This is a genomic window from Paenibacillus filicis (assembly GCF_038070315.1).
Lineage (GTDB): Bacteria > Bacillota > Bacilli > Paenibacillales > NBRC-103111 > Paenibacillus_G > Paenibacillus_G filicis.
In genome coordinates this window covers 114,841-138,573 of the sequence record NZ_JBBPCC010000022.1, presented here as the reverse complement: position 1 = coordinate 138,573, position 23,733 = coordinate 114,841, and the positions used below count along the sequence as shown (strand labels likewise).

General features: G+C 53.6%; 21 protein-coding genes. 5 read left to right on the top strand and 16 right to left on the bottom strand.

The window, feature by feature from the left end; genetic code table 11:
* Window positions 1–8: 8 nt before the first annotated feature.
* A complete protein-coding gene (gene nikB / locus WMW72_RS27510; RefSeq protein ID WP_341418791.1) occupies window positions 9–947 on the bottom strand; it encodes a nickel ABC transporter permease in 939 nt (312 codons plus the stop codon).
* A gap of 295 nt (window positions 948–1,242) precedes the next feature.
* The gene (locus WMW72_RS27505; protein ID WP_341418790.1) at window positions 1,243–2,271 is read right to left on the bottom strand and encodes an SLAC1 family transporter; all 1,029 of its coding nucleotides are present in this window, start codon (window positions 2,269–2,271) and stop codon (window positions 1,243–1,245) included.
* 253 nt (window positions 2,272–2,524) lie between these two features.
* Here WMW72_RS27505 and WMW72_RS27500 point away from each other — a divergent pair, with 253 nt between their 5' ends.
* A complete protein-coding gene (locus tag WMW72_RS27500; protein WP_341418789.1) occupies window positions 2,525–3,448 on the top strand; it encodes a LysR family transcriptional regulator in 924 nt (307 codons plus the stop codon).
* Between the two features lie 106 nt (window positions 3,449–3,554).
* Here WMW72_RS27500 and WMW72_RS27495 read toward each other — a convergent pair whose 3' ends face one another.
* On the bottom strand, window positions 3,555–4,661 hold the full coding sequence (locus tag WMW72_RS27495) for an NADH:flavin oxidoreductase (RefSeq protein WP_341418788.1): 1,107 nt from the start codon (window positions 4,659–4,661) through the stop codon (window positions 3,555–3,557).
* 458 nt (window positions 4,662–5,119) lie between these two features.
* Here WMW72_RS27495 and WMW72_RS27490 point away from each other — a divergent pair, with 458 nt between their 5' ends.
* Entirely contained in the window at window positions 5,120–5,980 is an 861-nt protein-coding gene (locus WMW72_RS27490; protein ID WP_341418787.1) for a LysR family transcriptional regulator, read from the top strand.
* 68 nt (window positions 5,981–6,048) lie between these two features.
* On the opposite strand, the gene WMW72_RS27485 is transcribed toward WMW72_RS27490, so the two are convergent.
* From WMW72_RS27485 to cyoA, 7 genes are all read right to left on the bottom strand, one after another.
* On the bottom strand, window positions 6,049–6,486 hold the full coding sequence (locus tag WMW72_RS27485; protein ID WP_341418786.1) for a small multi-drug export protein: 438 nt from the start codon (window positions 6,484–6,486) through the stop codon (window positions 6,049–6,051).
* Between the two features lie 437 nt (window positions 6,487–6,923).
* Window positions 6,924–7,598 (bottom strand): phosphotransferase, encoded by a 675-nt coding sequence (locus tag WMW72_RS27480; RefSeq protein ID WP_341418785.1) that lies wholly within the window; start codon window positions 7,596–7,598, stop codon window positions 6,924–6,926.
* Between the two features lie 203 nt (window positions 7,599–7,801).
* Window positions 7,802–8,620, bottom strand: a complete 819-nt coding sequence (locus tag WMW72_RS27475; RefSeq protein WP_341418784.1) for a uroporphyrinogen-III synthase — start codon at window positions 8,618–8,620, stop codon at window positions 7,802–7,804.
* Window positions 8,621–8,831: 211 nt separating this feature from the next.
* Entirely contained in the window at window positions 8,832–9,143 is a 312-nt protein-coding gene (cyoD, locus tag WMW72_RS27470) for a cytochrome o ubiquinol oxidase subunit IV (RefSeq protein ID WP_341418804.1), read from the bottom strand.
* An 18-nt stretch (window positions 9,144–9,161) separates the two neighbouring features.
* A complete protein-coding gene (gene cyoC / locus WMW72_RS27465) occupies window positions 9,162–9,788 on the bottom strand; it encodes a cytochrome o ubiquinol oxidase subunit III (RefSeq protein WP_341418783.1) in 627 nt (208 codons plus the stop codon).
* Complete coding sequence (locus WMW72_RS27460) at window positions 9,788–11,767, bottom strand: cbb3-type cytochrome c oxidase subunit I (protein ID WP_341418782.1); 1,980 nt, start codon at window positions 11,765–11,767, stop codon at window positions 9,788–9,790. Before WMW72_RS27460 ends, cyoC begins: the two co-directional genes overlap by 1 nt.
* A 59-nt stretch (window positions 11,768–11,826) precedes the next feature.
* Window positions 11,827–12,714, bottom strand: coding sequence for a ubiquinol oxidase subunit II (gene cyoA / locus WMW72_RS27455; RefSeq protein ID WP_341418781.1), 888 nt, complete (start codon window positions 12,712–12,714; stop codon window positions 11,827–11,829).
* A 445-nt stretch (window positions 12,715–13,159) separates the two neighbouring features.
* Between cyoA and WMW72_RS27450 the strand changes: the two genes are divergently transcribed.
* Both WMW72_RS27450 and WMW72_RS27445 read left to right on the top strand, forming a co-directional pair.
* Complete coding sequence (locus WMW72_RS27450) at window positions 13,160–14,005, top strand: dihydrodipicolinate synthase family protein (RefSeq protein ID WP_341418780.1); 846 nt, start codon at window positions 13,160–13,162, stop codon at window positions 14,003–14,005.
* A gap of 103 nt (window positions 14,006–14,108) precedes the next feature.
* Window positions 14,109–14,564, top strand: a complete 456-nt coding sequence (locus WMW72_RS27445) for a histidine phosphatase family protein (RefSeq protein WP_341418779.1) — start codon at window positions 14,109–14,111, stop codon at window positions 14,562–14,564.
* A 116-nt stretch (window positions 14,565–14,680) separates the two neighbouring features.
* On the opposite strand, the gene WMW72_RS27440 is transcribed toward WMW72_RS27445, so the two are convergent.
* The 6 genes from WMW72_RS27440 to WMW72_RS27415 form a co-directional block, all read right to left on the bottom strand.
* Complete coding sequence (locus tag WMW72_RS27440) at window positions 14,681–15,736, bottom strand: HD domain-containing phosphohydrolase (RefSeq protein WP_341418778.1); 1,056 nt, start codon at window positions 15,734–15,736, stop codon at window positions 14,681–14,683.
* Window positions 15,737–15,777: 41 nt separating this feature from the next.
* Window positions 15,778–16,704, bottom strand: coding sequence for a methyl-accepting chemotaxis protein (locus WMW72_RS27435; RefSeq protein ID WP_341418777.1), 927 nt, complete (start codon window positions 16,702–16,704; stop codon window positions 15,778–15,780).
* The gene (locus WMW72_RS27430) at window positions 16,701–16,862 is read right to left on the bottom strand and encodes a hypothetical protein (RefSeq protein ID WP_341418776.1); all 162 of its coding nucleotides are present in this window, start codon (window positions 16,860–16,862) and stop codon (window positions 16,701–16,703) included. Before WMW72_RS27430 ends, WMW72_RS27435 begins: the two co-directional genes overlap by 4 nt.
* A 19-nt stretch (window positions 16,863–16,881) precedes the next feature.
* On the bottom strand, window positions 16,882–18,294 hold the full coding sequence (locus WMW72_RS27425; protein ID WP_341418775.1) for a hypothetical protein: 1,413 nt from the start codon (window positions 18,292–18,294) through the stop codon (window positions 16,882–16,884).
* A gap of 167 nt (window positions 18,295–18,461) precedes the next feature.
* On the bottom strand, window positions 18,462–19,583 hold the full coding sequence (locus WMW72_RS27420) for a response regulator (RefSeq protein WP_341418774.1): 1,122 nt from the start codon (window positions 19,581–19,583) through the stop codon (window positions 18,462–18,464).
* On the bottom strand, window positions 19,564–22,605 hold the full coding sequence (locus tag WMW72_RS27415; RefSeq protein WP_341418773.1) for an ATP-binding protein: 3,042 nt from the start codon (window positions 22,603–22,605) through the stop codon (window positions 19,564–19,566). Before WMW72_RS27415 ends, WMW72_RS27420 begins: the two co-directional genes overlap by 20 nt.
* Window positions 22,606–22,815: 210 nt before the next feature.
* On the opposite strand from WMW72_RS27415, the gene WMW72_RS27410 reads away from it, so the two are divergent.
* Window positions 22,816–23,733 (top strand): AraC family transcriptional regulator, encoded by a 918-nt coding sequence (locus WMW72_RS27410; protein WP_341418772.1) that lies wholly within the window; start codon window positions 22,816–22,818, stop codon window positions 23,731–23,733.

The following is a 23,733-nucleotide window of genomic DNA, read 5'->3' as shown; positions in this document are numbered from 1 at the left end:
TCCTCCCCTCACGACGCCTTCCCGAGCCGGATTCTCGGGTCCAGCAGCTTGTAGCCGATATCGACCAGCAGGTTGACAGCTACGACGATCAAGACCATGAATAGGACATAGCCTTGAATCGCTATGTAGTCCTTCATTAGAATCGCATCGACGGCAAATTTACCGATGCCCGGCCAGGCGAAGATCGTCTCCACAACCACCGCGCCCCCGAGCAAGTGAGCGAAGTGAATGCCGAAGAGGGTCCACACCGGCAGCAGCGCATTACGTAGGGCATGCGAGCCGATGACGACAGACTCCCGCAAGCCTCTGGCCCGTGCCGACCGGATATAGCTCTGGCGGAGGGCATCCAGCATCCCCGAGCGAATGAGCCGGATATATGTACCCGCCATCCCGAAGCCCAAGGTGAGCGCAGGCAGCACGACGCTGCCAAGACCGTCCATTCCCGTGACCGGGAACCAGTTCAGCTTCACGGCTCCATAGTAGAGCAGCAGCAACCCGAGCCAATAACCCGGCATGGCGGTACTCACCATCGCAGCCGCCCGGCCGAGCCGGTCGATCCAGCCTCCGGGAAGCATTGCGGAAGCGACACCCAGCGGCAGCGCGATCAGCAGCAGCACGAGAACGGCAGCGGCTGCCAAAGCCAGTGTGGCCGGGAAGCGGCCCAGCAGCTCGTCCGCCACCGGCTTGCCGCTGCTGTAAGCAAGGCCCAGGTTCAGATGCAGCATGCGCCATAGCCAGCGGATGTACTGCACATAGACAGGCTCGTCCAGTCCCATCTGGATGCGCACGGCTGCGACGGCCTCGGGCGAAGGCTGGATGCCACCCGAGCGGAGCATAATCTCTGCCGGATCGCCCGGTGTCAAGCTCATCAAACCGAACGAAATAACGGACGTGCCGAGCAGCACCGGAATCGTCAGCAGCAGCCGCTGCAGCATATACTTGAGCATTCATTCTCTCTCCCCATTGCATCCATCCGTTACCTGCAGCATCAATATCGTAATTATTACTATTTAAATCAATGCATCCGAGTATAGCTAATTCACGTGTATCCGTCAATCGTTTATTTCGAGTTTTTTTCGCTCCTCTTCACTGCTCGGCAGCGTGTGGTCGCTCGGGCTGGAAGCTGTGGAAAAAGCCGGGAAGTGAGCGATACCCGCTCATTTCCCGGCTTTTCGTGAATCTTTTAGCTGTGCAGATCGAAAAACAATCTGCCCCTCGCTTCCTCCTTTCACATAACAATCCCTAGACTTTGCTTGGCGCTGGAACGGCCGGTGCCAGCGGATAATAAGCTTTTCGGCCCAGCAAATAGAGGGTTCCGACAGCGACCACAAGCGTCAGCAGCAGCGAAGCGGCCAATACGAGGCCTGTCACCAGCTGGAATATGGGGCTATGCTCTTGCCGGGCCATCAGCAGGAAGCCCTGCGCGACAGTCGCTAACCCAAAGGTGTATGCCCAGTAACCTGGCGCGAAGGCCTGCTGCCGGAGCCACTTGTAGGAAAACACCAGGGAAACCGTCAGAAAAAGCGCATAGCCGGCCAAAGCATACGTCAGGAAGTCGGCAGAATGTCCGCTCAGCACCTGGTACGCCACCAGCACGATCGCCGCAGGGGCCATATAAATTCCCATGAAATTTCTAGTTCTGGCATCCAATTCGCCCGTGATCAATTGCTGCAGCAGCACGGAATCCAGAATTATCCAGGAGACCGTTCCGATGCCGAACACCATCCAGCCGTACTGCTGGTACCCGAACAACCCGGCCACAAGCGAGTTCACCAGTACACTGGCCGTGTAAGTCAGAAATAACGACGGCGTCACCTGCTCGCTCCGTCGCGGGGCTGTCCACATGCCCGCCAACCGGTAAGCGGCGTAGCCAAGATTGGTCGCCGAGCCGATCCAGAACACCGTGTGGGCGGCGGCTGTTTGATAAGGCAGGAGCGCCAGCGCCAGCAAGATCAGCGATTCGGGCACCAGTGCGACGAATGAAGCCTGAACCGGGTCACGCCATTCATTCTGGGCCGCGGACCGGTGCTTGATCCATTTGTTCGCATACAGCCATCCCCACCATAGAAACGAAAGCACCGCGAGCATCTCCAAGATCTCTCCCCAGATTCGCGGCAGCCCCCATGTATCGTGAGCGAAGCGAAGGGCATTCCCCGTCTCCGCCAGCCCTAGCGTCATCGCAAAAAACGAAGCAGGCGCGACCGGCAGCCTCCATCCTGCAGACCTGTCCAATTGACCCTGTGAAAATTGACTTGCCTGTTCTCTCCCCATTCCATCCCATCCTTCTATTCAGTTTCTCTGTGATGGACTTATTGTGGGGCAAGTCAAATTATAGATCAATACAATTGTTTCTATGATAATCATTTAATTTTTAAATCAATTAAGCATGTCTAAAAACCACACCTCTTGTCCGCATCATCTATTTCATCTATCATTCCTATCTAATTGCCAGTATTGATAAATCAATTGGATTCACCTACACTAATAAAGAAGCTCTGTAGAACATCGAAGGAAGTGGTTTGTTGTGGAGCTAAGACAACTGGAGTGCTTTAAAGCAATCTGCGAGGAGCTTCATTTCACCCGGGCATCCGAGAAGCTTGGCGTGACTCAGCCGACCCTCAGTTATCAGATCAAGCTGCTGGAGGATGAACTGGGACTTCCGCTGTTTAACCGGATCGGGAAGAAAATTACGATCACCGAAGCCGGGCGCATTCTGCAGACTCACTGCAGCCATATTTTCAGCTCGCTGGCTGGAGCCCGTGAAGAGATTATGGAGCTGCAGCAGCTGGAGCGCGGTACGCTATCCATCGGGGCACTGATCGGAGAGATTAATGAACTGGTATCCCGGGTGCTGATCGATTTTCATAGCCAATATCCCCATATTCAGATTAAGCTGTTCGGCGTTGAAGATGTTGTAGAGCCTCTGATTGCCAATGACCTCGACTTTGCCGTGACCATCCTGCCGCTTGAGGATGAGCGATTTCGAAAGCAGCCCCTGTACGAGGAGGATTTTTATGTAGTGGCGCAGGCCGATCATCCGCTGGCTGGTCAAGCGACGATCGGATTCGAAGAGGTTCTTCAAGAGCCGATCATCATGTTCCCGGCCAGTCACCGCTGCCGGCAGATGATCGATGTCGTCTGCACCACACTGGGCACGGATTTGAAGCCGAAGATCGAGACGACGACCATCGAGTCCATCCTGATGCTGGTCCGCTCGGGAGCAGGTATCTCCATCCTGTCCAAGACACTCCTGGAGCTCTATCGGCAGGATGGACTTGTCGTGATTCCGCTGGCGAATCCCGCGATGCGCCGGGAGGTCGGCGTTATTTATTTGAAGGATAAGTACATGGGGAAAGCCGCGCGCAGCTTTATTGAGCTGCTGACCGCTCATATCCGAGCGATCAAGGCTTCTTCCGGGCAGCAGCAGGCGGAGCCTTTTGAACCGTAGCGTTCATGGATGATTCAGTCAAAAAAGAGCAGGATAAGCCGGGTTCGATCCCCTGCTCATCCTGCTCTTCTCGGTTCGGACAGGCGCCAGGCGCCCTCTTCCCTTTTTATCCGTTCAATGTCGCCAGAATCTTGGCATCGTAGGTCGCCCAGTCATCCGTATTGTGGCTGCGTACCTTGGACGCCCATTCCGGATTGGCCAGCAGCGACCGGCCGATTGCCACCAGGTCGGCTTCGCCTTGCTCGAGGATGTCCGCGAGCCGCTGTATCCGTTCGGGATGCTCCGCGAAATCATTCTCCAGCGCAACTGAGCCTACTGTAATGACCGGCTTGCCCGTCAGCTTCTTGGTCCATCCGGCAAGATTCAGCGGCGAGCCTTCGAACTCAGGCTGCCAGAACTGGCGGGTAGAGGCATGGAAGATATCGACTCCGGCATCAGATAGCGGAGCCAGGAACTGCTCAAGCTCCTCCGGCGTCTGCACAAGCTTGGCGCTATAATCCGCACCCTTCCACTGGGAGAAGCGGAACACGATCGGGAAGTCCGGACCGACCTTCTGACGGATCGCCTGGACCACTTCGACAGCGAACCGGGTGCGGGCAACCAGATCTCCACCATACTTGTCCGTGCGCTGGTTCGTTCTCTCCCAGAAAAACTGGTCGATCAGATAGCCGTGCGCGCCATGCAGCTCGATACCGTCGAAGCCCGTGCTCTGGGCATCGGCCGCAGCCTGTGCATAAGCCTCGATCAGATCCGCGATCTCCGACTCCGTCAAAGGCTCATTGACCTTTTCTCCCTGAGCGTCGAGGCCGGATGGTCCTGCCGGCAGCACCTCCGGGTTCGGCAGGCTGCCGACCTTCCTGGCGGTCCCGAGATGCCAGAGCTGGGGAATGATCTTTCCCCCCGCCTCATGCACTTCAGCCACTACGCGCGACCAGCCCTCCAGGGCTTCCGCTCCGAAGAAGGACGGCCAGTTCGGATTGGCCGACGAGGCAGGATGGTTGATGACCGTTCCTTCCGTCACGATCAAGCCGATCCCGTTCTCTGCCTGCCTACGGTAGTAGGCAGCCACATCCGCCCCGGGCACGCCGCCCGGCGCAAATCCTCGCGTCATCGGAGCCATCACAAGCCGGTTGGACAAGCTGAGCGCTCCGTTCGTATACGGCTGAAACAAGGCCTCCAGCGACGGCAACTGCTTTTTATCTTGAATGGTCATCTGTATTTCCTCCCTTGGATTCGGTAGCGGAGTTTTAAGAATCTATTAGTTTCATCTGTTTACTCGGAATTATAAGCAAACCTGTGCTTCTGAATCTCAAATTGTCTCATTAATCGTGATTCAGCTGCTTAGGATGAAATGTAATTTCTCTTGTCATGCCCCACTAGGTTCAATATAGTTACACTCTGGCGATTTGTCAAATTCTTGATAATTCCCTTATGTAATGCCTCCCTCTACGTCTGAGTTCATCTATATATCATGGTGACGCGGATAGGCTGGCGAAAGCCTGGTCCCATCGAGGGGTCCCGCTAGTCTTCCACCACTACTTACTTTATCCTTCATCCGTGAATCCAGTTTACTCTTGAAATCACATCATGTAAAATGATTATATTTGATGGATCTCATCACTATGAATGATGCAATAACGCGCTATCTGATGATAAAGGAGTTAACGGCCGATGGACAGTAATGATCTGAAGATCTTTCAGGCGGTTGCCCGGGAGAAGAGCATTACCGGCGCCGCCAAGCAGCTTGGTTATGTGCAATCCAACGTCACCGCACGCATCCAGAATATGGAATCCGAACTTCGTGTCCCGTTATTCTACCGGCAGAGCCGCGGCGTGACCTTAACTTCCGCGGGCACCCACTTGCTGAAATATGCGGAGCAGATTCTGCACCTGCTGGAAGAAGCGAAGGTAACAACCCAGCATTCCGAGCTATCTTGCGGGTATCTGCGGATTGGATCGCTGGAGATGATAGCTAGCATTTTTCTGGCGGATCTTCTGGCGAACTACCATAGGCAGTATCCACGCGTCCAATTGTCCCTGAAGGCCGCTCTTTGCTCAGAGCTAACGGAGCAGGTGCTCGCCTTCGAGCTGGACGGCGCCTTCGTGAATGGACAGCCTCAGCATCCCGACCTCGAAACGCTCCTGGTGTTCCAGGAACAGCTGGTGCTCATCGCCTCGCCTTCCACCGTGGATGTGCACGACGCGCTGACCCAGTCGCTGCTGGTGACAGGACGCGGCTGCTTCTACCGGGATAGACTGGAGCAATGGTTGCAGGCCGAGAATCTAGGCTCTGTCAGCTTGATGGAATTCGGTACTGTGGAGGCCATCATACGTGGTGTGGCAGCGGGTCTTGGCGTCTCCCTCGTGACGGAGTCGGCCGTCAAGGATTGGGTAGGCTCTCGTAAAATCCAGTGCTTTCCCGTCCCGGATCGGTACCACGACAGCTCCGTCAGCTTCGTCTACCGCCGCGACCTGTTTCAGACCGATGCCTTCCAGCGCTTTGTCGAAGGATTCGAAGCTCATTTTGCATGACGAAGAGCACGCCCCGGAGACGGGCCGTGTTCTTTCCTGTTCGATAGGTTCCCGTCTGTAGAGAATATCTACCTGCCCCTACTAAAAGCATGCAGTCCTAACGCAGCGGCTGTAGTCAGAACTGCACTCCAGAAGACAATGCCGATGGTCATCCATACAAACAGCTTACGCGGATCTGCTCCGAAAGAAATTCCTATCGCTGCACCAAGTGGAGCTCCGGTAATTAGAGGGGATAGGAAACCGATGCCAGGAATGCCGTACTTGTCCCAGATACGGGAGAGGCGGCCGCCTCTCCCGCCATTCTTGTTATGAGTTCTTCGTACAAGCCAATTCCTAATGGATGTGCCGAAGAAGATCACAACCACCGCGCTGAATATGGACCCGGCCGCACTGAGAACCCCCACTAGTATGGGGTGCAGCTGGAGGGCAAGCCCGAGAGGAATCGCTGCCCATAGCTCCAATATGCCGGTACCGAAGACAGAAGCCCCTGCCAACAAACTATTCATGAGAATCACCATGCTCTCTATTCATGCTGTTCCGCTCCAATTCTTTTCCACCCTTTCCAGTACCTGCATGCGTTCATTAGAAGATAGACTCCTCATACCCAAGATTTATAGAAGTGATAGCAATATTTCCCCGCGGTGAACGTATTTCAATATATGTTCACTTAGAAGTACATCCTCGCCGTTCTTCATAAGGGTAACCGTTCTGGATGTAAAATTCCAGTTCAAGCACCCGGTTAACCACAACAAGGAAGGAAGTCTCTCCAGATCTTCTTGTGAGAAGCAATCATCTGCACCGTATCCCTTTAGTAAGGCCTTGGCAAGCACAGGAGACATCTCATGAGATTCTGTTCCACGAGTTCTGCTGTACCATTTAACTAACCATGCGATTCCCTCAATCCGGTCTGTATAGGTGATGGACTCAAAATCAACCACGCCGCTTATTTCTTCTCGCTGGTCCCAAAGAAGGTATACGGATTCAGATCCGTTTGAACGATGTAATCATAGGAGTCGGTCCTGGCCCTATTCTTATGATATTCAATCTGCATGAAATACTGATTGAGCAGCTCCCTCGTTGAGACAGATAGCTCAGATGCTCGGGCTTGAGCAGAGAGCAAGCGATAAAATTCCTCATGCCCCTTACTATGCGATTCTTTCGGCAAGATCCTGCTCTCAAATTCAGAGGATACATCATGGAGCCTACGTGCAAATCCCCCTAATTTCTCCGCAATGGCTTCTGTACAATGTGTATGGTGAACGCCTGTCATCCACTCGAATAATACGAATCGCAAGGACTCTTCATCGTTATGAATGATTGCAAACGGCTTTCCCTCTACAGTCGGCACGTGTTTCATAAAAGGAATCCCTGAGTCTCGAAGATACCTGCAAAATCTGATTTGTTCAGTCAGCACCTCATCTGATAATGGGATGAAGACATCCGTTCCATAGCGCTTGCTGCTAATAAATCTTGCTGAGTAAAAGTTTCCATTCACTTGAATTTGGTCATGCAGATCGCCATGCCGGCTATCGGGCTGAAGCACTCCTTCCACCACTAGGCTGCGGGCATCTAGCTCGTATTGCTTAACAGCCGTTTGTAACAACTGCAATTCCTTCACAATCACCACCACCTGACTGTTCGTTCCTCGATTCAATCTTCCCCTCGAAAAATCCAGTCTCATTAATATACCATTATGATACATAATTTAACAAATTGAGTACAAAGCAAGAATCAGCTGTCAGAATAGGACGAAAAGACCTTCTGAAGTCATATCAAAAGGTCTCTTCGATGTATGGCTATCCGATTGTCAAACGAGCGGTCCTATTTCAAGAATCCGCTCTGAACATAACGAGCCAGCTCGATAATCATCGCCCCCATACGCTCGTTCTCAGGCATCAAGACTCGGGTTACGCCGGCCTCCTGCAGCGCCTCTGCCGTGACCCGGCCGACCGCAACCGCCAGCACCCGGTCCCGGAAGCCGGCTTGGATCTCGGAAGTATAGCCGTGCAGCTCAGCGTAGGCGCAGAAATACCTCACCTGCACAGCCGTTGTAAAACATACCGCATCGACGGACGCTTCCATGATTTCGCGGCATAGCCGTTCCGTAACCTCCGCCTCTGGCGCCACATGCCTATACGGCATGATCGTCCGTACCGCAGCTCCAGCCTTCTCGAAGAAGGCTTCAAGGTCAGGCATCGGTTCCCCATGCAGCTGGATCGTTACCCCTTGCCCCGTAAAATCACGGTCCCGCAGCGCCCGAACGAGTCCGTCCGTCGTCCCGTCCTCATCCACAGCGGCCAGCTGTACACCAAGCTGCTTGAGCAGAGCGAAGGTCTTGTACCCTCTCGCTGCAACGCGGGAGCTGCGGATCACATCAAGCAGCCGATCACGAACGCCGATGCGATCCGCTTGCTGCAGCAGGGCCTCTAGACCGGTTCCGGTCGTGAACACCAGCCAGCCCGAGCCATGTTCGAGGAGATGGATTATGTCCTGCTCCACCTCCTGCTCCTGAAGAACCATCAACCCCTGCTGCGGACGAAGCATCGGCTCGCCGCCCTGTCTTTCAATAATTTCACTCAACTCCGCCAGTTTACGCGAGCCGGTAATCACGATTCTTTTTCCCTGTAATGCCTTGCCCATTCTACCCCTCCTCGTTATCCAGTCAGCCCGTCGAATACCAAGATTGGAATCCCGACTTGACCACTATGATAAAGGAGAGCGCCCCCAAACAAACCATCCAATGCTGCGGAATTATGACCATCCATTTGCCTCTCACCGCATTGATGGCATCCTGCCTGCCGATCATCCAGCCATTCGTTATCGTCAATGGATGATTAGATACTTACTGCAACTAAACCGCAACCATATTGTACAGCATAATCCACATGGACCCCGCTACGATCACCACCAGAATGACCAGCCCGAGCAGCAGCGAGATCAGGTTATAGCGCGGCTTCTTCTCCTCGCGCAGATGCATGAAGAACAGCAATTGTACACCTAGCTGCAGAACCCCGGCCACCATCAGCACGATCGAACGCGTCATGCCCTCCAGCCAGCCGTTCAGCACGATAGCGATCGGGATCACCGTCAGCAGGATGGAGCAAAGAAAGCCGATGGTATACGACTTTAACGACCCGTGCGATTCTTCATCATGAGGATGCATCGTCTCCGAACTTGCCACCTAGCTCACCCCCATTAAGTAAACGACTGTGAAGACGAAAATCCAGACCACGTCGAGGAAATGCCAGAACAAGCTGATGACATTCACCTTCCGTCTCGTGACCGGCGTGATTCCCTTCCTTGCGATCTGGATCATCAGTGCGACCATCCAGACTAGTCCGATCAGCACGTGAAGGCCATGTGTCCCTACCAGTGTATAGAACGCCGATAGGAAGGCGCTCGCACTTATCGTGGCTCCCTCGCGTACCAGATGCGTGAATTCGTTCGCTTCCAGACCAAGGAACACCGCTCCTAGCAAGGCGGTCACGCCCAGCCAGCCGATCAGGGCCTGACGTTTCCCCTTCTGCATCGCCAGCAGCGCCAGCCCGCATGTATAGCTGCTGGTCAGCAGGATGAAGGTGCTCGCGATGATGCCGCCCAACTCGAACAGCTCGGCAGGCCCCGGTCCGCCGTTGGTATTGTTTTTCAGTATGATATAGGTTGCGAAGAAGGTACCGAAGATCATCACGTCGGTCATCAGATAAATCCAGAAGCCGAAGGTACGCATCCCCTCCAGATCAGGATGATCGTGATGCTGGCCGTGCAACTCAGCCTGATGTGCCGCTCCCGGCACGTGTGTGTGAGCCATTACTGCGTCACCCTGCCTTTCCCGGCCTCGATCCGCTCGATCTCATCCACCGGAATGTAATAATCCGTATCATAATTGAAGGAATGAACAAGCATACATATCGCTACACCCGCCAGACCCGCGACAACAAACCAGGTCCAATGGAACACAAATCCGAATCCCGCCACGAACCAGCAGGCCGACATGATAATCGGGATTCCCGAGTTCTTAGGCATATGAATTGGCTCCAGCTTGTGCGGGGCCGGGTCCGGTTCGCCTTGCAGCCTACGCTCCTTGCGCTCCCACCACTCGTCCTGGCTGGTCACCTGGGGAAGCACGGCAAAGTTATAATGCGGCGCTGGCGAAGGGATCGACCATTCCAGCGTACGTCCATTCCATGGATCGCCCGTCGTGTCCATGTTGAGATGACGGTGTTTCACCCCATGCGCAATCTGCCATACTTGGAACAGGAACGCAATCCCCATCAGCACGGCTCCGATCGTGGACACCAGATTCATCTCCCACCAGCCCTTGTCCCAGCCGTAGCTGGCGACCCGGCGCGTCATTCCCATCAGCCCGAGTACATATTGCGGCATGAAGCAGAGATAGAATCCGATATTCCAGAACCAGAACGCCCACTTGCCTATACGCTCGTTCAGCCTGAAGCCGAATAATTTGGGCCACCAGTAATAAAGACCGGCGAAATACCCGAAGACGACGCCGCCTATAATGACATGGTGAAAGTGAGCAATTAGGAAGTAGCTGTTGTGGAACTGGAAATCTGCAGGAGCTACGGACAGCAGTACGCCCGTCAGCCCCCCCGTGACAAAGCACGGGATAAACCCGATGGTCCACAGCATCGGCGTCTCGAACGTAATCCTCCCCCGGAACATCGTAAATAGCCAGTTGAACACTTTAGCACCGGTCGGTATAGCGATCAGCATCGTAGATAAGGCGAAGAAGGCGTTAACACCCGCTCCTGACCCCATCGTGAAGAAGTGATGCGCCCAGACAAGGAACGACAGGACGCTGATGATCATCATGGCATACACCATAGACTTATATCCGAACAGCCGCTTCCTGGAGAAGGTCGCCACGATCTCCGAGAAAATCCCGAAGGCCGGCAGTACGATAATGTACACCTCCGGATGTCCCCACATCCAGATCAGGTTGATGTACATCATCGGGTTCCCGCCACCGTCCAGCGTGAAGAAATGCGCTCCGGCATATCGGTCCAGAAACAGCAGCGCCAGCGTCGCCGTCAGAACCGGAAACGCGAAGATAATCGCAATACAGCTCGACAGCACGGACCACGGGAACATCGGCATCTTCATCAGCTTCATGCCCGGCGCCCGCATCTTCAGGATGGTGACGATAAAGTTAATGCCCGTCATCAAGCTTCCGACCCCTGAGATCTGGATGCCCCAGATATAGAAGTCCTGCCCGACCCCAGGATTGTACATCAGCTCGGAATAAGGCGGATACGCCAGCCACCCGGCATCCGGCGATCCGCCGATGACGAAGGAAAGGTTAAACAGCATAGCACCGGCGAAGAACAGCCAGAAGCTAAGCGCATTGAGGAACGGAAAAGCGACATCCCTCGCTCCTATTTGCAACGGCACCATTACGTTGAACAGCCCGAACATAAAAGGCATCGCCATAAATAAGATCATGATGACGCCATGCGTCGTAAAAATCTGGTTATAGTGATCCGGCTCCAGAAAGCTGAATTCCGGCATAATCAGCTGTGTCCGCATCAGGAGCGCATCCACGCCGCCTCGGAACATCATCAGAAAGGCCGACACAATGTACATAATCCCGATCTTCTTATGGTCGACGGTCGTCAGCCATTCGCGCCAGAGCCAGGTCCATTTCCTGAAATACGTCAGTACAACCACGACGGTGATCAGCGTCAGCCCGATGCTCACATCTGCCCCGTAAATCAACGGGTCACCCGTGACAAAAAACTCGGAAGCAAAGCTTTTCACTTTGTCCCACATGTGCAACTCTCCCCTTACCCTTGGATTCCAATAAGCCTATGCCTTACCTGGATCTGAACCTACTTCGCATCCTCCGATGACTTGCCATGACGGTGAGAAGCCGCGTATTTGTTCACGATCCGCTCGAACAGCCCTTGCGGAAATGCCGAATAACCATGTGCCTGCGAGATCGACGGCTCCGATAACCGGTTATACCCTTCGATGGTAAGCGCAGGCGACGTTTTCTTGATCCCATCTACCCACTCGTCGAATGAATCCTGGGTCATCGATTCCACATCAAAGTACATCTTGGAGAAATGAGTGCCTGTAAAGTTGGCCCCGGAGCCCCAATACTTGCCCGGCTCGTCCGCCTGCAAATACAAGGTCATCGCCATCCCGGACATCGCATAGATCTGCCCGCCCAATTGCGGAATCCAGAATGAATTCATCGGAGAGTCCGCCGTGATCTCGAATCGGACCGGCACGCCTTTCGGAATTTTCAGCTCGTTGACCGTCGCAATTCCCTGCTCCGGGTATTGGAACAGCCATTTCCAGTTCAAGGACGTGACTTGAACGGTCAGCGGCTTCTGCACAGATTCCAGCGGCTTGGAGGGCTCCAACGCGTAGGTTTGTTTCACCGTGATGATCCCCAGCGCCAGAATCACGAGAATGGGAATTGCCCACCAGATCGTCTCCAGCTTGGTGCTGTGCTCCCAGTGCGGCGTATAGGCCGCCTTCCTGCCCTGCCTATCCCGGTACCGCCAGATAATGATCGCGGTCAGTATCAGCACAGGGACAATGACTATACTGCACAGCAGAGTGGAGAGGATGATCAAATCCCGCTGCTGCTCGGCAATCGGACCCTTGGGGTCGAGTACGATTATGTTCTCCGTGCATCCCGTCATGAGCAGCAGCAAAGCCGGCAGGCAAGCAGCCGCCAGGCCCCTCAACGCTTTGGGTACATTCATGTTTTTCAGCTCCTTCTAGCTTCCATTAGCGCTTGAACACTCTCACTGTATAGGAGAACCAACCGGGTGTCACCAGCCATTGATGGTCAATATACGACCAGCCATGTTCAAGAAATCGCAACAAAGTCGGATGAATTTGGGCCAAGAAAAAACTCTTCTTTCATCGAAAAAAGAATGTATTGGCTAGTATGTCCAATTTTTATCAGAAATCATAGATCGCAGAATCCCCGTGCATATGGGTACATATCACCGTTACCTGCTTTCACCACAAATCGGCTTGCTCAAACCCCGGCCAATTGGCTGGTTACATTTCATCAGAAACGCTATATATTCAGGCTACAGCTGACCGTCTTGATCCCGGGGCTTGGAGCTATCCTGCAGAAGCTCTAGCGGGAAGGCTCAGTGCTTGAGTATCGGCTGCACCTAGAGAATGGAGGGGAGGGCCTTGCTTACCGAACATACTTTACAGGGTGTCTTCGTCCCTGTCGTGACGCCCTTGGACCGCCGCGGGAGACTGGATGTGAGGTCCTTCAAGGATCTCGTTAAGCGGCTGGTGGACAAGGGTGTACACGGGCTCGTCGTGAATAGAACGGCTGGCGAAGCGCCAGCCATCGAGCCCGAAGAGCTCGAGCTGCTGATCGTGACAGCGCGTAAAACCATGGGGAAGATTCCGCTGATTGCGGCAGCCCTGTCCGGCAGCACAGCGTCGGTCGTTCAGCAGGCATCCCGAGCGAGGGCTCTCGGAGCGGATGCTGTGCTCGTCGCCGCTTCCGGTGGTGGCGAAGCTGCACGGAAGCATAGTATCACACGATTCCAAGCGTTAGCCGGGGCCGCTGTGCCGATCATTATAGAGGAAGGTTCTTGCGGCAGAGGGGCACCGCTGGAATTGGAGACGATTCGGAGCATGATGGGGATGGATCATGTCATTGGTTTTAACGACACTAGCGGCAGTATTAGACATTATTTCAAGCTTGTCCGATCTCTGGCCAAGCCCGTTCTCTGCGGGGAAGACAAGCTGTTTTTCGCATCGCTATGCTGCGGGGGCAAGGGAGGTGTGCTGACTAGCGCCAATCTGGATAGCGACCAGTTCGTCCAGGTCTACGAGCTGTTCCGGTCCGGCCGCATCGACGAGTCGGGCCAGCGATTCGACCAGCTGCTCCCACTGGTGCAATTCCTGACTTCAGAGCCGAACCCCGCTCCTCTGAAGTGGCTGCTGGCCCAGCGTGGTCATATCCGCTCAGACGGCCTTCGCTTGCCCACAGCGTCGTCGGGTCAGCGTTCATGCACTTAAATGGGCTGTAACCGTGTTTTTGAATACCGTACAATGACGAATGAAAAGGAGAAAAAAAGATGACCAAAACTTCCATATATCTCGCTAGACATGGGCAAACGGAATGGAACCTGGAGAAGCCGTCCATACCGCTGGTATCGTTACAAATGGCAGGTCTCTGACGCCGCAAATCGTCGATGGGATCAGGGAAATCAATATGGGGCTGTGGGAAGGGAAAGAAATTAGCTTCATTCAACACAAGTACGCTACGGGGTTCGCTCAATTTTTCGAAGCACCCCACTTGTATACGCCTGCCGGGGACGGCGAGACCTACCCCGAGCTGCTGGACCGCTCAGTCTCTGCGATGGAAGACATTCTGTCCAAGCATCAGGGAGAAAGCCTCCTGATCGTCACCCATCGCATTACCTTGAAAGCACTGCTGAACTACTACGCCGGACGCAGTCTGAGCGAGCTAGGGAACCATCCGGATGTCCCGCCCGCCAGCTTGAGCCGGATTGTGCGGGAGAACGGCAAGACAACCGTTGAGCTGTATGGGGATATTTCTCATTACGAGGCCTAAAGGTTCAGGAAGGGGCTGCTTTCCGGATAGGCTCTTCCCTACCCGAATGAGCGTAGCTCCTTCTTTAATGGTGACTTTTAATCTCCGGACATCCCCTTGCTTGGAAAGGGGTGGAGCTAAAGCACATCGTCATCCTGTTCCAGAAGACCTTCCGTATATAGCTGAACAAAAACCTCGACAAGCTGAGGGTCGAAATGCATCCCGGACTGCCTCTTCACCTCTGCCATTGTTTCTTCAGGAGTCCAGGCCCTCTTGTATGGGCGCTCATGTCTTAAGGCATCGTAAAAATCAGCCAACGCCACAATTCGGGCTTCTATCGGGATTTCCTCGCCCTTCAACCCATAGGGGTAACCGGAGCCATCCCATTTCTCATGATGAGACCGGGCAATAATCCCGGCAATCTGCAGCAGCGTGAAGGAGCTTTCCTCCAGGATGCTGGCGCCAATCAGCGTATGGGTCTTCATCCGTTCAAATTCCTGCGCTTCAAAGCGTCCCGGCTTCAGCAAAATATGATCCGGAATGCCGATCTTACCGATATCGTGAAGTGGAGCAGCCCTTCGAACCATCTGAACATGTTCTTCCGGCAGACCCAGCCGTTCGGCGAGTAATTCGGACAGTCTGCCCACCCTCAAGGTATGTCTGCCCGTCATATCATCGCGATATTCCGCCGCTCGTCCGAGCAGCTGCAGAATTTCATTCTTGGCCTTCTTCAGCTCTTCCGTCCGGTCTCGCACCCGCTTCTCCAACGTGCTTTTATGCTGCTGGATCTGGTTATGCAGCATTCTCGCCTTCAACAGATTCTGAATGCGCAGGACCACTTCCATCCGGTCGTAGGGCTTCGTGAGAAAGTCATTCACGCCCGCTTGTAATCCCCGCTGCTTCGCTTCCAGCGTCAAATCGGCGGTCAGCATCAGAACGGGCAAGTATTGATCGGGCGCAAGCGTTTCGCGAATCAACCGGAGCACCTGAAGACCGTCCATCCCCGGCATATGCATATCGAGCAGAACCATATCGGGTTGTATGTCTGCAAACCGAGTGGCGAGCTCAAGAGGGTCAAGCAGGCTCTCCACCTGGTTAAATCCCGCCCGGCTGAGTATATGCTCCAGCAGCATAATATTGCAAGCTTGATCATCTATGATCAGTAGTTTTGAACGTTTGATATCATCCGTCATGTGTGCCGTACACCCTTCATCTTCAACCTCTATATTTTGCGTTATAGCTCTTGATGCAAGGTTTTAGCCTGCTCATCCAGCTTTGCCGCCGCTTCGCCGATGCCGGTAAACGCGTCCATTGCAGACTTAATCTGCTGCTGGCTGTCGGACATCGCCGTGTGTGAGCTTTTCGAGCTTCGGCTGACTCGGCCTACTTGCTCGACCATGTCCTCGATCGAGCCCTGGATCTGATAGGCGGCTGCCTGAACCTGCTGCGCGAGCTTCTTGACCTCCGCGGCAACGACACTAAATCCTCGTCCATGCTCCTTCGCATGCGCCGCTTCAATCGCCGCGTTAAGCGCAAGCAGGTTCGTCTGCGCGGCAAACTCCCTGATCGTTCCGACAATACCGCGGACAGATTGGGCCTGCTGCTCCAGATCATGTAGGAACTGGATATTGGCTTCGTTGGCCTGGGTGACACTTTGCATGACCTCAGCTACCTGTCTATTGCGATCTATGCCCAGTGAGGAACGGTGAAGGACATCAGCTGCCATTTGCTGCAGGTCCTGAGTCATACGCATCGTAGCTTGTTCTCTGGCTGTAATGTCAGTGGCCACTTTGAGAACAGCGGTGACCTTGCCCTGCTCATCTCTAATCGGCATATACGTGGCTTCGAGCCATATGCTGGCCCCGCTTTTCGCCACACGAACAATCTTCTCTTGAAACGTATGACCCTCTCTCAAGTTCATCCAGAACACCTGGTAGTCACGGCTGGCCCTAAACTCCGGCAAGCAGAACTGCTGATGCCTTTTCCCTTGTAATTCCCGGGCCTGGTACCCCATCGCTTTCGCAAAATGATCATTGGCCCAAAGCACTTCTCCCTGCATGTTAAACTGAATCATGGCTAGAGACTGTTCGAGCGCAGCCAGAACCGCCCCTTCCGGCAAAACCTGCATAGTATTCAATGGGTCTAGCTTGTCATCATTCAAGGTTTGCGCCCTCCTGCTCGTTTTTCCTGTCGCCACTGACGAACCAGCCAACCTCCTCCTGTAGAGATTGTGCTCCGATCCGTCGGCTTGGTTAAATAGTCGGTTACGCAGAGCGTATAGCCCGGCTGCCGATCACTTCGTTCGGTTAATCTGTTCATACTAGCAGCCTCCGGAAAGTCACGTGGTAAGGAGTTGCTGTTGAAGCTTATGGCTAAGTTGATGCAAATTGGAAAGCTCGGTATCGATCTGCTCCGCTGAGCTTACGTGATTTTCGCTCATGGCGACCAACTCCTCCATCGACACCATTCGTTCTCCGATAATGGATGCAATATCGCTCATCTCGCAGGCAACCGCCGAAGCATCCAGCTTAATCGCCCCCATCCACTGATCGATGGTCACGATATCCTGCAGAAGCTGCTCCGTCATCTCGCGCATCTCGATAAAGTCCGCAACGAAGTCATCTACAAGCGAAGCAGAGCGTTGGATGATCTCCTGTCCCCGCTCCATGTACAGGATGTTCATTTCGCTCTCTGCATAGATGCACTCCATGGCCGCTTGAATCTCCTCCGCCGTGACCAGGCTTTGGCCGGATAATTCCTGAATCTTACTACCTGTCCCTCTTGTTCGAGCTGCCGGTTGCTGGAGCTCATGCATAGCAACGAGCGTACGGCCTACAAGCTGCAACATATGGCGATGATACTGCTGCAGCACCCGCATTTTTTCTTGATTGGCGGTCAGAGCCTGCACAGCGGCCAGCGATCTGCTTCTCATCTCCAAGGACGATTCTAGCGCGCTTTGAATAGCGCTGTTGATGCTGAGAAGCTTTACTTCGATTTGCTCGATCGAATAAATCTGGCTCCCCAGTCCCCCGATCACCTCTTCGTATACATGGCTCATCTCCTGATGGGTTCGCACATTGGCTTCAGATTTATCAGCGGCAGCCTGGGAGGCGGAACGAATATGTTCGGATAACATCTGGACACGCTGCTGGAAGGATGCCTGCTGGCTTTCCTTGGATTTCTGTTCTTCTTCCATCTGCCGGGCTATGCTCTGCTTCGAGCGGATCTGCAGGATTGTAGAGCTCGAAGTGAGCACCACGAACAACGCATGGATGAACAGCATGAGTAAGGAGTAGGAGTCCGCCCCGAATACCAGCTGCGGGATGAACACATAACCGACTACATGTTGAACGGCAAATAGAAGGGTCACCATGAAGATAAGACGGATGCTATCATAATAGGCAACGGCAGCGATAACCAAAAATATGGAAAAATAAAATACCACTTCACCACCGCTTTCGCCCATCATGGCAAAGCTTGTGAACGTCAGCGTCAGCGTACTCAGCCAAGGAAGAGCCGGATGCTCCCTGTGTCTTGCAAAAACATACACGGTCCCTCCCCATAGGACAAACGGAATGCATGCGAGTACATATTGCCCCGACATCAGGACAGGAGTTACTTCAAACCCTTGCCAGTGGCCCGTCAGCGACAGAAAGGGAACAAAACGACTCCCTGCACATATAAGCAGATTGAAAAGCAAAGCCGCAGCCGAAAGCTGCAGCATCCGTAGATTCTTGTTGGCTTGCATCATTACGGTTGGCTTCCTTTCTGGCGATACGAGGCAACACGCCGCCTGGCAGCCATGAATTCTTTTAGTATACAGCAACGAGTTGAAACATTTTTGAAACTGCCGGCCAGGCACATCAGCCGAGAAGCTAGCCCGTTCATACTGAGGAGCGAGCATAAAAAAAAGCCCCGTCAGCGACGGGACTTCCTTGTTTCTTCAACCCAAATGCGTATCGATTCGTCAGGCTCCGAGTCCAGCTCCTGCAAAAGCACATTTCTCAGCTGTTCATACTGGGCCTCTACCGACCGCCGGTCATCTAACACGTCATAAAGACGCATCAGCTCTACATATAGGCTTTCTTCCAGCGGCAGCACGCTTTGCATACTCAAATAATGAGCTGCAGCGTCTGTCAAATCTCCATTCGCTATATAAAAATTGCCTAGCTGCTTCCCATGGGCCAGCCATCTCGCACGAAGTCGGCCTCTCTCCTTCTCCGCCCAATGATAGGCGTATTCGGCCAAGTAATCCCCCGCATATTGCGCGGAGAGCCGCTTATGGATGTCTACTGTATCCCGGGACAGGGACGGGGAGGAGTCCAAGCTCTCCTCCCACTTTTCGGTGTCCAGCTTCACGCCGTTCAAGTCCAGCCTGTAGCCTTCATCGCAATTTTCAATTCGGATGGGCAGCTGCTCATCCTGCAGCATTTTACGGATCTGGTAGATCGCCGTATACAATTGCGAAATGCCCTTCTTCCATTCGATTTCAGACCATAACTGCTCCACGAGCAGCTGCTTGCGGACCGGCCTTCCCCGATATTGGAGCAAGAAACAAAACAGCTCCTGTGCCCTCAGCGTCTTCCATCGCAGGTTAAGCGGAGAACGGCCTCTTCGCTCGAATTGCAGGGAGCGAAAGCAATGGATCATGCTGAGGCCTTCCATGACCGGAGCTCGATGGCTCTGCTGAAGCTTCAGACGCTCGATGGTCTTGGCCAGCCGTTCGGCTTGAACAGGCTTGAGCACATAGTCCATCGCTTGAAGCTCGAAAGCCTTGACCGCATACTCGTCATAGACCGTCACGAAAACGATCATCGTGTCCGGACGCCGTTCCAATATCAGCTCGGCCAGCTGGATGCCGCTCATTTCCGGCATTTCAATGTCCAGAAATACAGCCTGCGGCCCTTGCTCCACAATCGCATCCAATGCCGCCCTGGGGTTGCGGAAGGTCCCGATGATATCGAGGCCTCCGATATGTTCCAGTTCTTCGGCCAGAAGCCTTAACGCCAGAGGCTCATCATCAACCAGCATGATTTTCATAGCTACCTACCTTCTCAAGCGGCAATCGGATCAAGATCTCCGTTCCTTGGCCCGGCTCACTGGACAGGATCAATCCATGGCCGAACATCTGTCTCATCCTGCGCTCAATATTAGCAATTCCAATTCCTCCGGACGGTGAGGAGTGGCGGACACGCTCGAGCAGTTCCGCTGTCATGCCAACACCGTTATCCTTGACTTGAATCCGAATTTCCTCTCGTTCGCGGAATACCCGGATATGAATGAATCCCCCATCGGCTCTCCGCATGATGCCATGACGGACCGCATTCTCAACCAACGGCTGCAAGGTCAAGGGCGGGATCAGGAAGCGCTCTGACGTCAACACTTCGATGTCGAATGTTAACCAGTCCTCGAACCGGACTTTCTCGATCTGCAGATACGACTTGACCAGATTCAGCTCACGCTCGAAGGAAACCAGCGGTTCGGAATTATCAAAGCGAAAGCTCTCCCGCAAGTAAAAGCCGAAGTCCGTCAATAACTTCGTCATACTTTCCGGCTGCCGCTTGCTTAACGCCGCGATAGAGTTCAGCGTGTTGAACAAAAAATGCGGCTTGATCTGCGCCTGTAAAAAAGCCAGCTCCATACGGATGCGTTCGCCCACAGAATGCTTTAATTGGATGAGCGTCCGCACACGCACACGTAGCTCGGACGCTTCGACGGGCTTAGCGATACAGTCATTGGCTCCCGCCTGGCTGGCTGTGATCGCATGATCTGGGAAGGACCCGGAGGTCAGCAGCAGGATGGGGAGCTCGAATAATGTAAAATGCTTACGGATATGCCGGCATATCTCGAGGCCTGACATGTCTTGCAGGATTCGGTCCACAATGACCAGATCGACGCGCTGCAGGCGATACAACTTATCCAGTGCTTCTCTGCCGCCCCTGACCACCGTCACGCGATAGGCATCCATCGAGAGGATGTTAACCAGGGCATGGAGGCTTATCGGATCATCATGAATAATCAGAATCTCAGCCATGCCCGCTTCATGCTCCTGATTCTGTCTCCGAGTTCCGGATTCCTGAAGCCCATTCATCGGCGCAAGGTTAAGACGCTCTTCCGGCAACGTCATGGATCGTAAGGAAGCTTCCTTGGCGATAGGCAGCGTGACGCTCAGCTTCAAGACTTGTGCACCAGCCGATTCAATGCTGAGTTGTCCTTGATGCAGCTCGACCAGGGCATGGGCCAAATACAAACCGAGACCTTCGGCCGGCCGGCTCAATGGATAGCTATCCCGGCGGAGCAGGAGCTGAGACAGGCTGCGGCCCGTTTCCTTCGTGATTCCGGTCCCGCTCAGGACCAGCTCCAAGTGGATCCTGTCTTGCGTAGCAGCCGCAGAAGCTGAAATGGAGCCTTCGACGGTTACTTTCAAAGCCACCTGCATCAGAGCGTTCAAAATCTGCTGCGTCCGCTGCTCATCGGCCATGACCGGAGGCAGGTCGGGAGGCATTCCATTGACCAAACGGATCGAATCACTGAAGATAAGATCGCTTACGCGCGCGATGACATCATCCATAATAGCTGATAAGTGTACGGGACGTAGAACAAGCACAATGCCCTCTTCGCGCAAGCGGGAGAAGTCCATCAGCTCATCGACCAAGTGCCGCATCGTCCAGCCGACCGAAGCAATCAGACGCAGGTCGTTCACCTGCTGCGGGTTCAGAGCATGGTCCGTCTCCAGCCGCATATTCACCGTACTGATAATGGCGTTCAAGGGAGTGATCATTTGTTCCGACATGCCCGACATGAATTCCGACTTGAACCGGTTCAGCCGCTGCAATTCCACCGTCAACGCCTTGGTCCGGGCATAGATACGAAAAAACTGGAACAAAAACAACAGCAGGATCGCCGTACTGAAGGCGGCCATCTGAATCACGTACAAGATGTTAAATTCAATGAAGCCAAACAGCAGGAAGCTATTCAGCAAGGACTGCCCGGCAAATAAACAATAAGCCCAAAATTCATAATGGGTCTGATGATCCCCTCTCCGCAAGCTTGCAAAAAGGGAAACCAGCAAGTAAACATAGATCATAACAGCGACGATCACCCAAGCGGGCACTAATCGGGTGCTGAGCGTCATAGGAAGGACGATAATACTGAATGCCATCAGCAGCGAGAAAAGCCAGACTCCCCGTGAGAAAAAGCGGTGAATGCGTCGAGGATGCCTGGTATGAATGAACATAAACATCCACAGCATCAGGGCAATAGAGGATAACCAGCTTACATTCACAGCTGAACGGAACGGCATATCGGGCCATATCGCTAGCAGCCACCGGCTTCCTTGGTCTGCATTCAGCAGCGCGGCACTTAAAAAGAACAAGGACAGATAGACCCAGCCGTTGTGCGGAGCAAAACACTGCAAGGCTCCGAAATACAGGGCAAATACGAGGAGCAGCATGATGACGCCAAACTCGAAAGCAGCTACTCTCTGCTGCTCATTGACGATTTTTTCCGGGGGGCCCATCCATAGGGAATGGATGATGCCTCCACTAACGGCATGATCCCAATTGGCTACCTGGATGAAAATATCCAGTTGATTGGCTTTAATGTCCTTGAAAGCTACATATGGAGTAATTTGCCCGGCATAATCGGACGGATTTGCCGTGGTCCTTCCATTGCTCCCGATCTCTTCCCCATCGACGAACAGGCGGTGGGCGGCCCGGATCAGTTGGACGCGAAATGCCTGCAGCCCTGTCTGGTGCTCGCCAAATCTAACTTGAAGACGGTAGGTTCCATATCCGAGCGCCTCCTCCTGCTGAGGATCGGCAAGCGCCGGCTTCCAATTGCCGGGAACGCGCGTGTATACAGAAGATGCGCTGCTGCTCTCCGCATCCTCCGCCCGCTGCAGCAGTTGCCCCGGGTAGAACGTCCACTCCCCCTTCAGTTTGACAATCTCTTGACCCAGCTTCTGCCAACCGCTCAGATCGAGCAGACCGTTTTTCGCTTCCGGCTGATCGCCCCAGTTCCGCAAGGTTATCAGATTCATGCCAAGCAGTAACAATATCATGGCCAAGTACAGCCAGGTATACGACTTATTCCTCATCCTTCGACAACCTTCGCGCACAGAATAACTCTCGGTTGTCATCATAACATGTTGTCCGTTCGAGCGGTATGTCTTTCGAAAATTGTTATAGAAGTCTCCTCTTCCAGCTCAGTGGCATGTTTCTTGAATACCTGCTACTCTTAGAGCATGTATCCGTTTGAGAAGGAGTTATCCATGAGCGACCTAGCAACCCATCACCTGTACCAGATCGTCGAAGCAACGATGGACTATATTGAAGAGCATCTGAAGTCCAATATTTCTTTGGACGCCTTGTCCAGCACCCTGGGCCTGTCCAAGTATCACCTGCACCGGCTGATCAAGCACACCACCGGCATGCCCATCATGCACTATATCCGGGCCCGGAAATTAAGCGCCAGCGTCGATTATTTGCTGCATACGAACTGGAACATCATCGATATCGCCTCCGAGTTCGGCTTTCTGCATGAGCAGACCTACATCCGCTCCTTCAAGCGCCAGTTCGGAGTCACCCCTTCCCAGCTCAGGAAAAACTTTGGGCAGATCACGCTTACAGAGAAATTCGATCTCCAGAGACTGGGGAAGGTCGCGGACGGGCTGATATTCGAGCCGCAGTTCGTCGTGAAGCCCATCACCTATCTTGCGGGAAGAAAGGGTGATGTCAATCTCGAGACCAACTACTTGACACACTGCGCCAATGCGGCCGGCAATGCTTTCTTCTACAAGGAGCACCCGTTTATTCCGAATAAAGTGAATCCGCATCTGTACATTGGCCTGACCGTTCTCAATGGCAACTCCCCGATCGCGCACTATATTCCTTCCACCGAGGTCTATGACCCCGAAGGGCTGGATGCATCTTGGGATATAACGGTTCTCCCTGCACAGAAATATATCGTATTCACCTTCATAGGTGATTTTCATCCGAGGTATTTAACAGCTGTTCAGCTTCGGGAAATCTGGAGTTACATGGATCATTGGCTGCCTCAATCCTTGTATATGCGCTGTGCCCCGTACTTCTTCGAATATATCGATACCAGACTGGCCACTGAGCAGTACTGCGAGGTCGATCTGTATCTCCCGATTTGCAGCAATCAGGAGGGTTCCCTGGCTCGTTAG

What these genes read in the sequence shown, in the direction of transcription:
- WMW72_RS27420 (WP_341418774.1), bottom strand. Translation starts at nt 19,583, where the DNA reads ATGAAAATCATGCTGGTTGATGATGAGCCTCTGGCGTTAAGGCTTCTG.
- WMW72_RS27460 (WP_341418782.1), bottom strand. Translation starts at nt 11,767, where the DNA reads ATGTGGGACAAAGTGAAAAGCTTTGCTTCCGAGTTTTTTGTCACGGGT.
- WMW72_RS27440 (WP_341418778.1), bottom strand. Translation starts at nt 15,736, where the DNA reads ATGACGGATGATATCAAACGTTCAAAACTACTGATCATAGATGATCAA.
- WMW72_RS27415 (WP_341418773.1), bottom strand. Translation starts at nt 22,605, where the DNA reads ATGATATTGTTACTGCTTGGCATGAATCTGATAACCTTGCGGAACTGG.
- WMW72_RS27475 (WP_341418784.1), bottom strand. Translation starts at nt 8,620, where the DNA reads ATGGGCAAGGCATTACAGGGAAAAAGAATCGTGATTACCGGCTCGCGT.
- WMW72_RS27410 (WP_341418772.1), top strand. Translation starts at nt 22,816, where the DNA reads ATGAGCGACCTAGCAACCCATCACCTGTACCAGATCGTCGAAGCAACG.
- WMW72_RS27425 (WP_341418775.1), bottom strand. Translation starts at nt 18,294, where the DNA reads ATGATGCAAGCCAACAAGAATCTACGGATGCTGCAGCTTTCGGCTGCG.
- cyoA (WP_341418781.1), bottom strand. Translation starts at nt 12,714, where the DNA reads ATGAATGTACCCAAAGCGTTGAGGGGCCTGGCGGCTGCTTGCCTGCCG.
- WMW72_RS27445 (WP_341418779.1), top strand. Translation starts at nt 14,109, where the DNA reads ATGGAACCTGGAGAAGCCGTCCATACCGCTGGTATCGTTACAAATGGC.
- WMW72_RS27430 (WP_341418776.1), bottom strand. Translation starts at nt 16,862, where the DNA reads ATGAACAGATTAACCGAACGAAGTGATCGGCAGCCGGGCTATACGCTC.
- cyoC (WP_341418783.1), bottom strand. Translation starts at nt 9,788, where the DNA reads ATGGCTCACACACACGTGCCGGGAGCGGCACATCAGGCTGAGTTGCAC.
- cyoD (WP_341418804.1), bottom strand. Translation starts at nt 9,143, where the DNA reads ATGCATCCTCATGATGAAGAATCGCACGGGTCGTTAAAGTCGTATACC.
- nikB (WP_341418791.1), bottom strand. Translation starts at nt 947, where the DNA reads ATGCTCAAGTATATGCTGCAGCGGCTGCTGCTGACGATTCCGGTGCTG.
- WMW72_RS27505 (WP_341418790.1), bottom strand. Translation starts at nt 2,271, where the DNA reads ATGGGGAGAGAACAGGCAAGTCAATTTTCACAGGGTCAATTGGACAGG.
- WMW72_RS27495 (WP_341418788.1), bottom strand. Translation starts at nt 4,661, where the DNA reads ATGACCATTCAAGATAAAAAGCAGTTGCCGTCGCTGGAGGCCTTGTTT.
- WMW72_RS27485 (WP_341418786.1), bottom strand. Translation starts at nt 6,486, where the DNA reads ATGAATAGTTTGTTGGCAGGGGCTTCTGTCTTCGGTACCGGCATATTG.
- WMW72_RS27490 (WP_341418787.1), top strand. Translation starts at nt 5,120, where the DNA reads ATGGACAGTAATGATCTGAAGATCTTTCAGGCGGTTGCCCGGGAGAAG.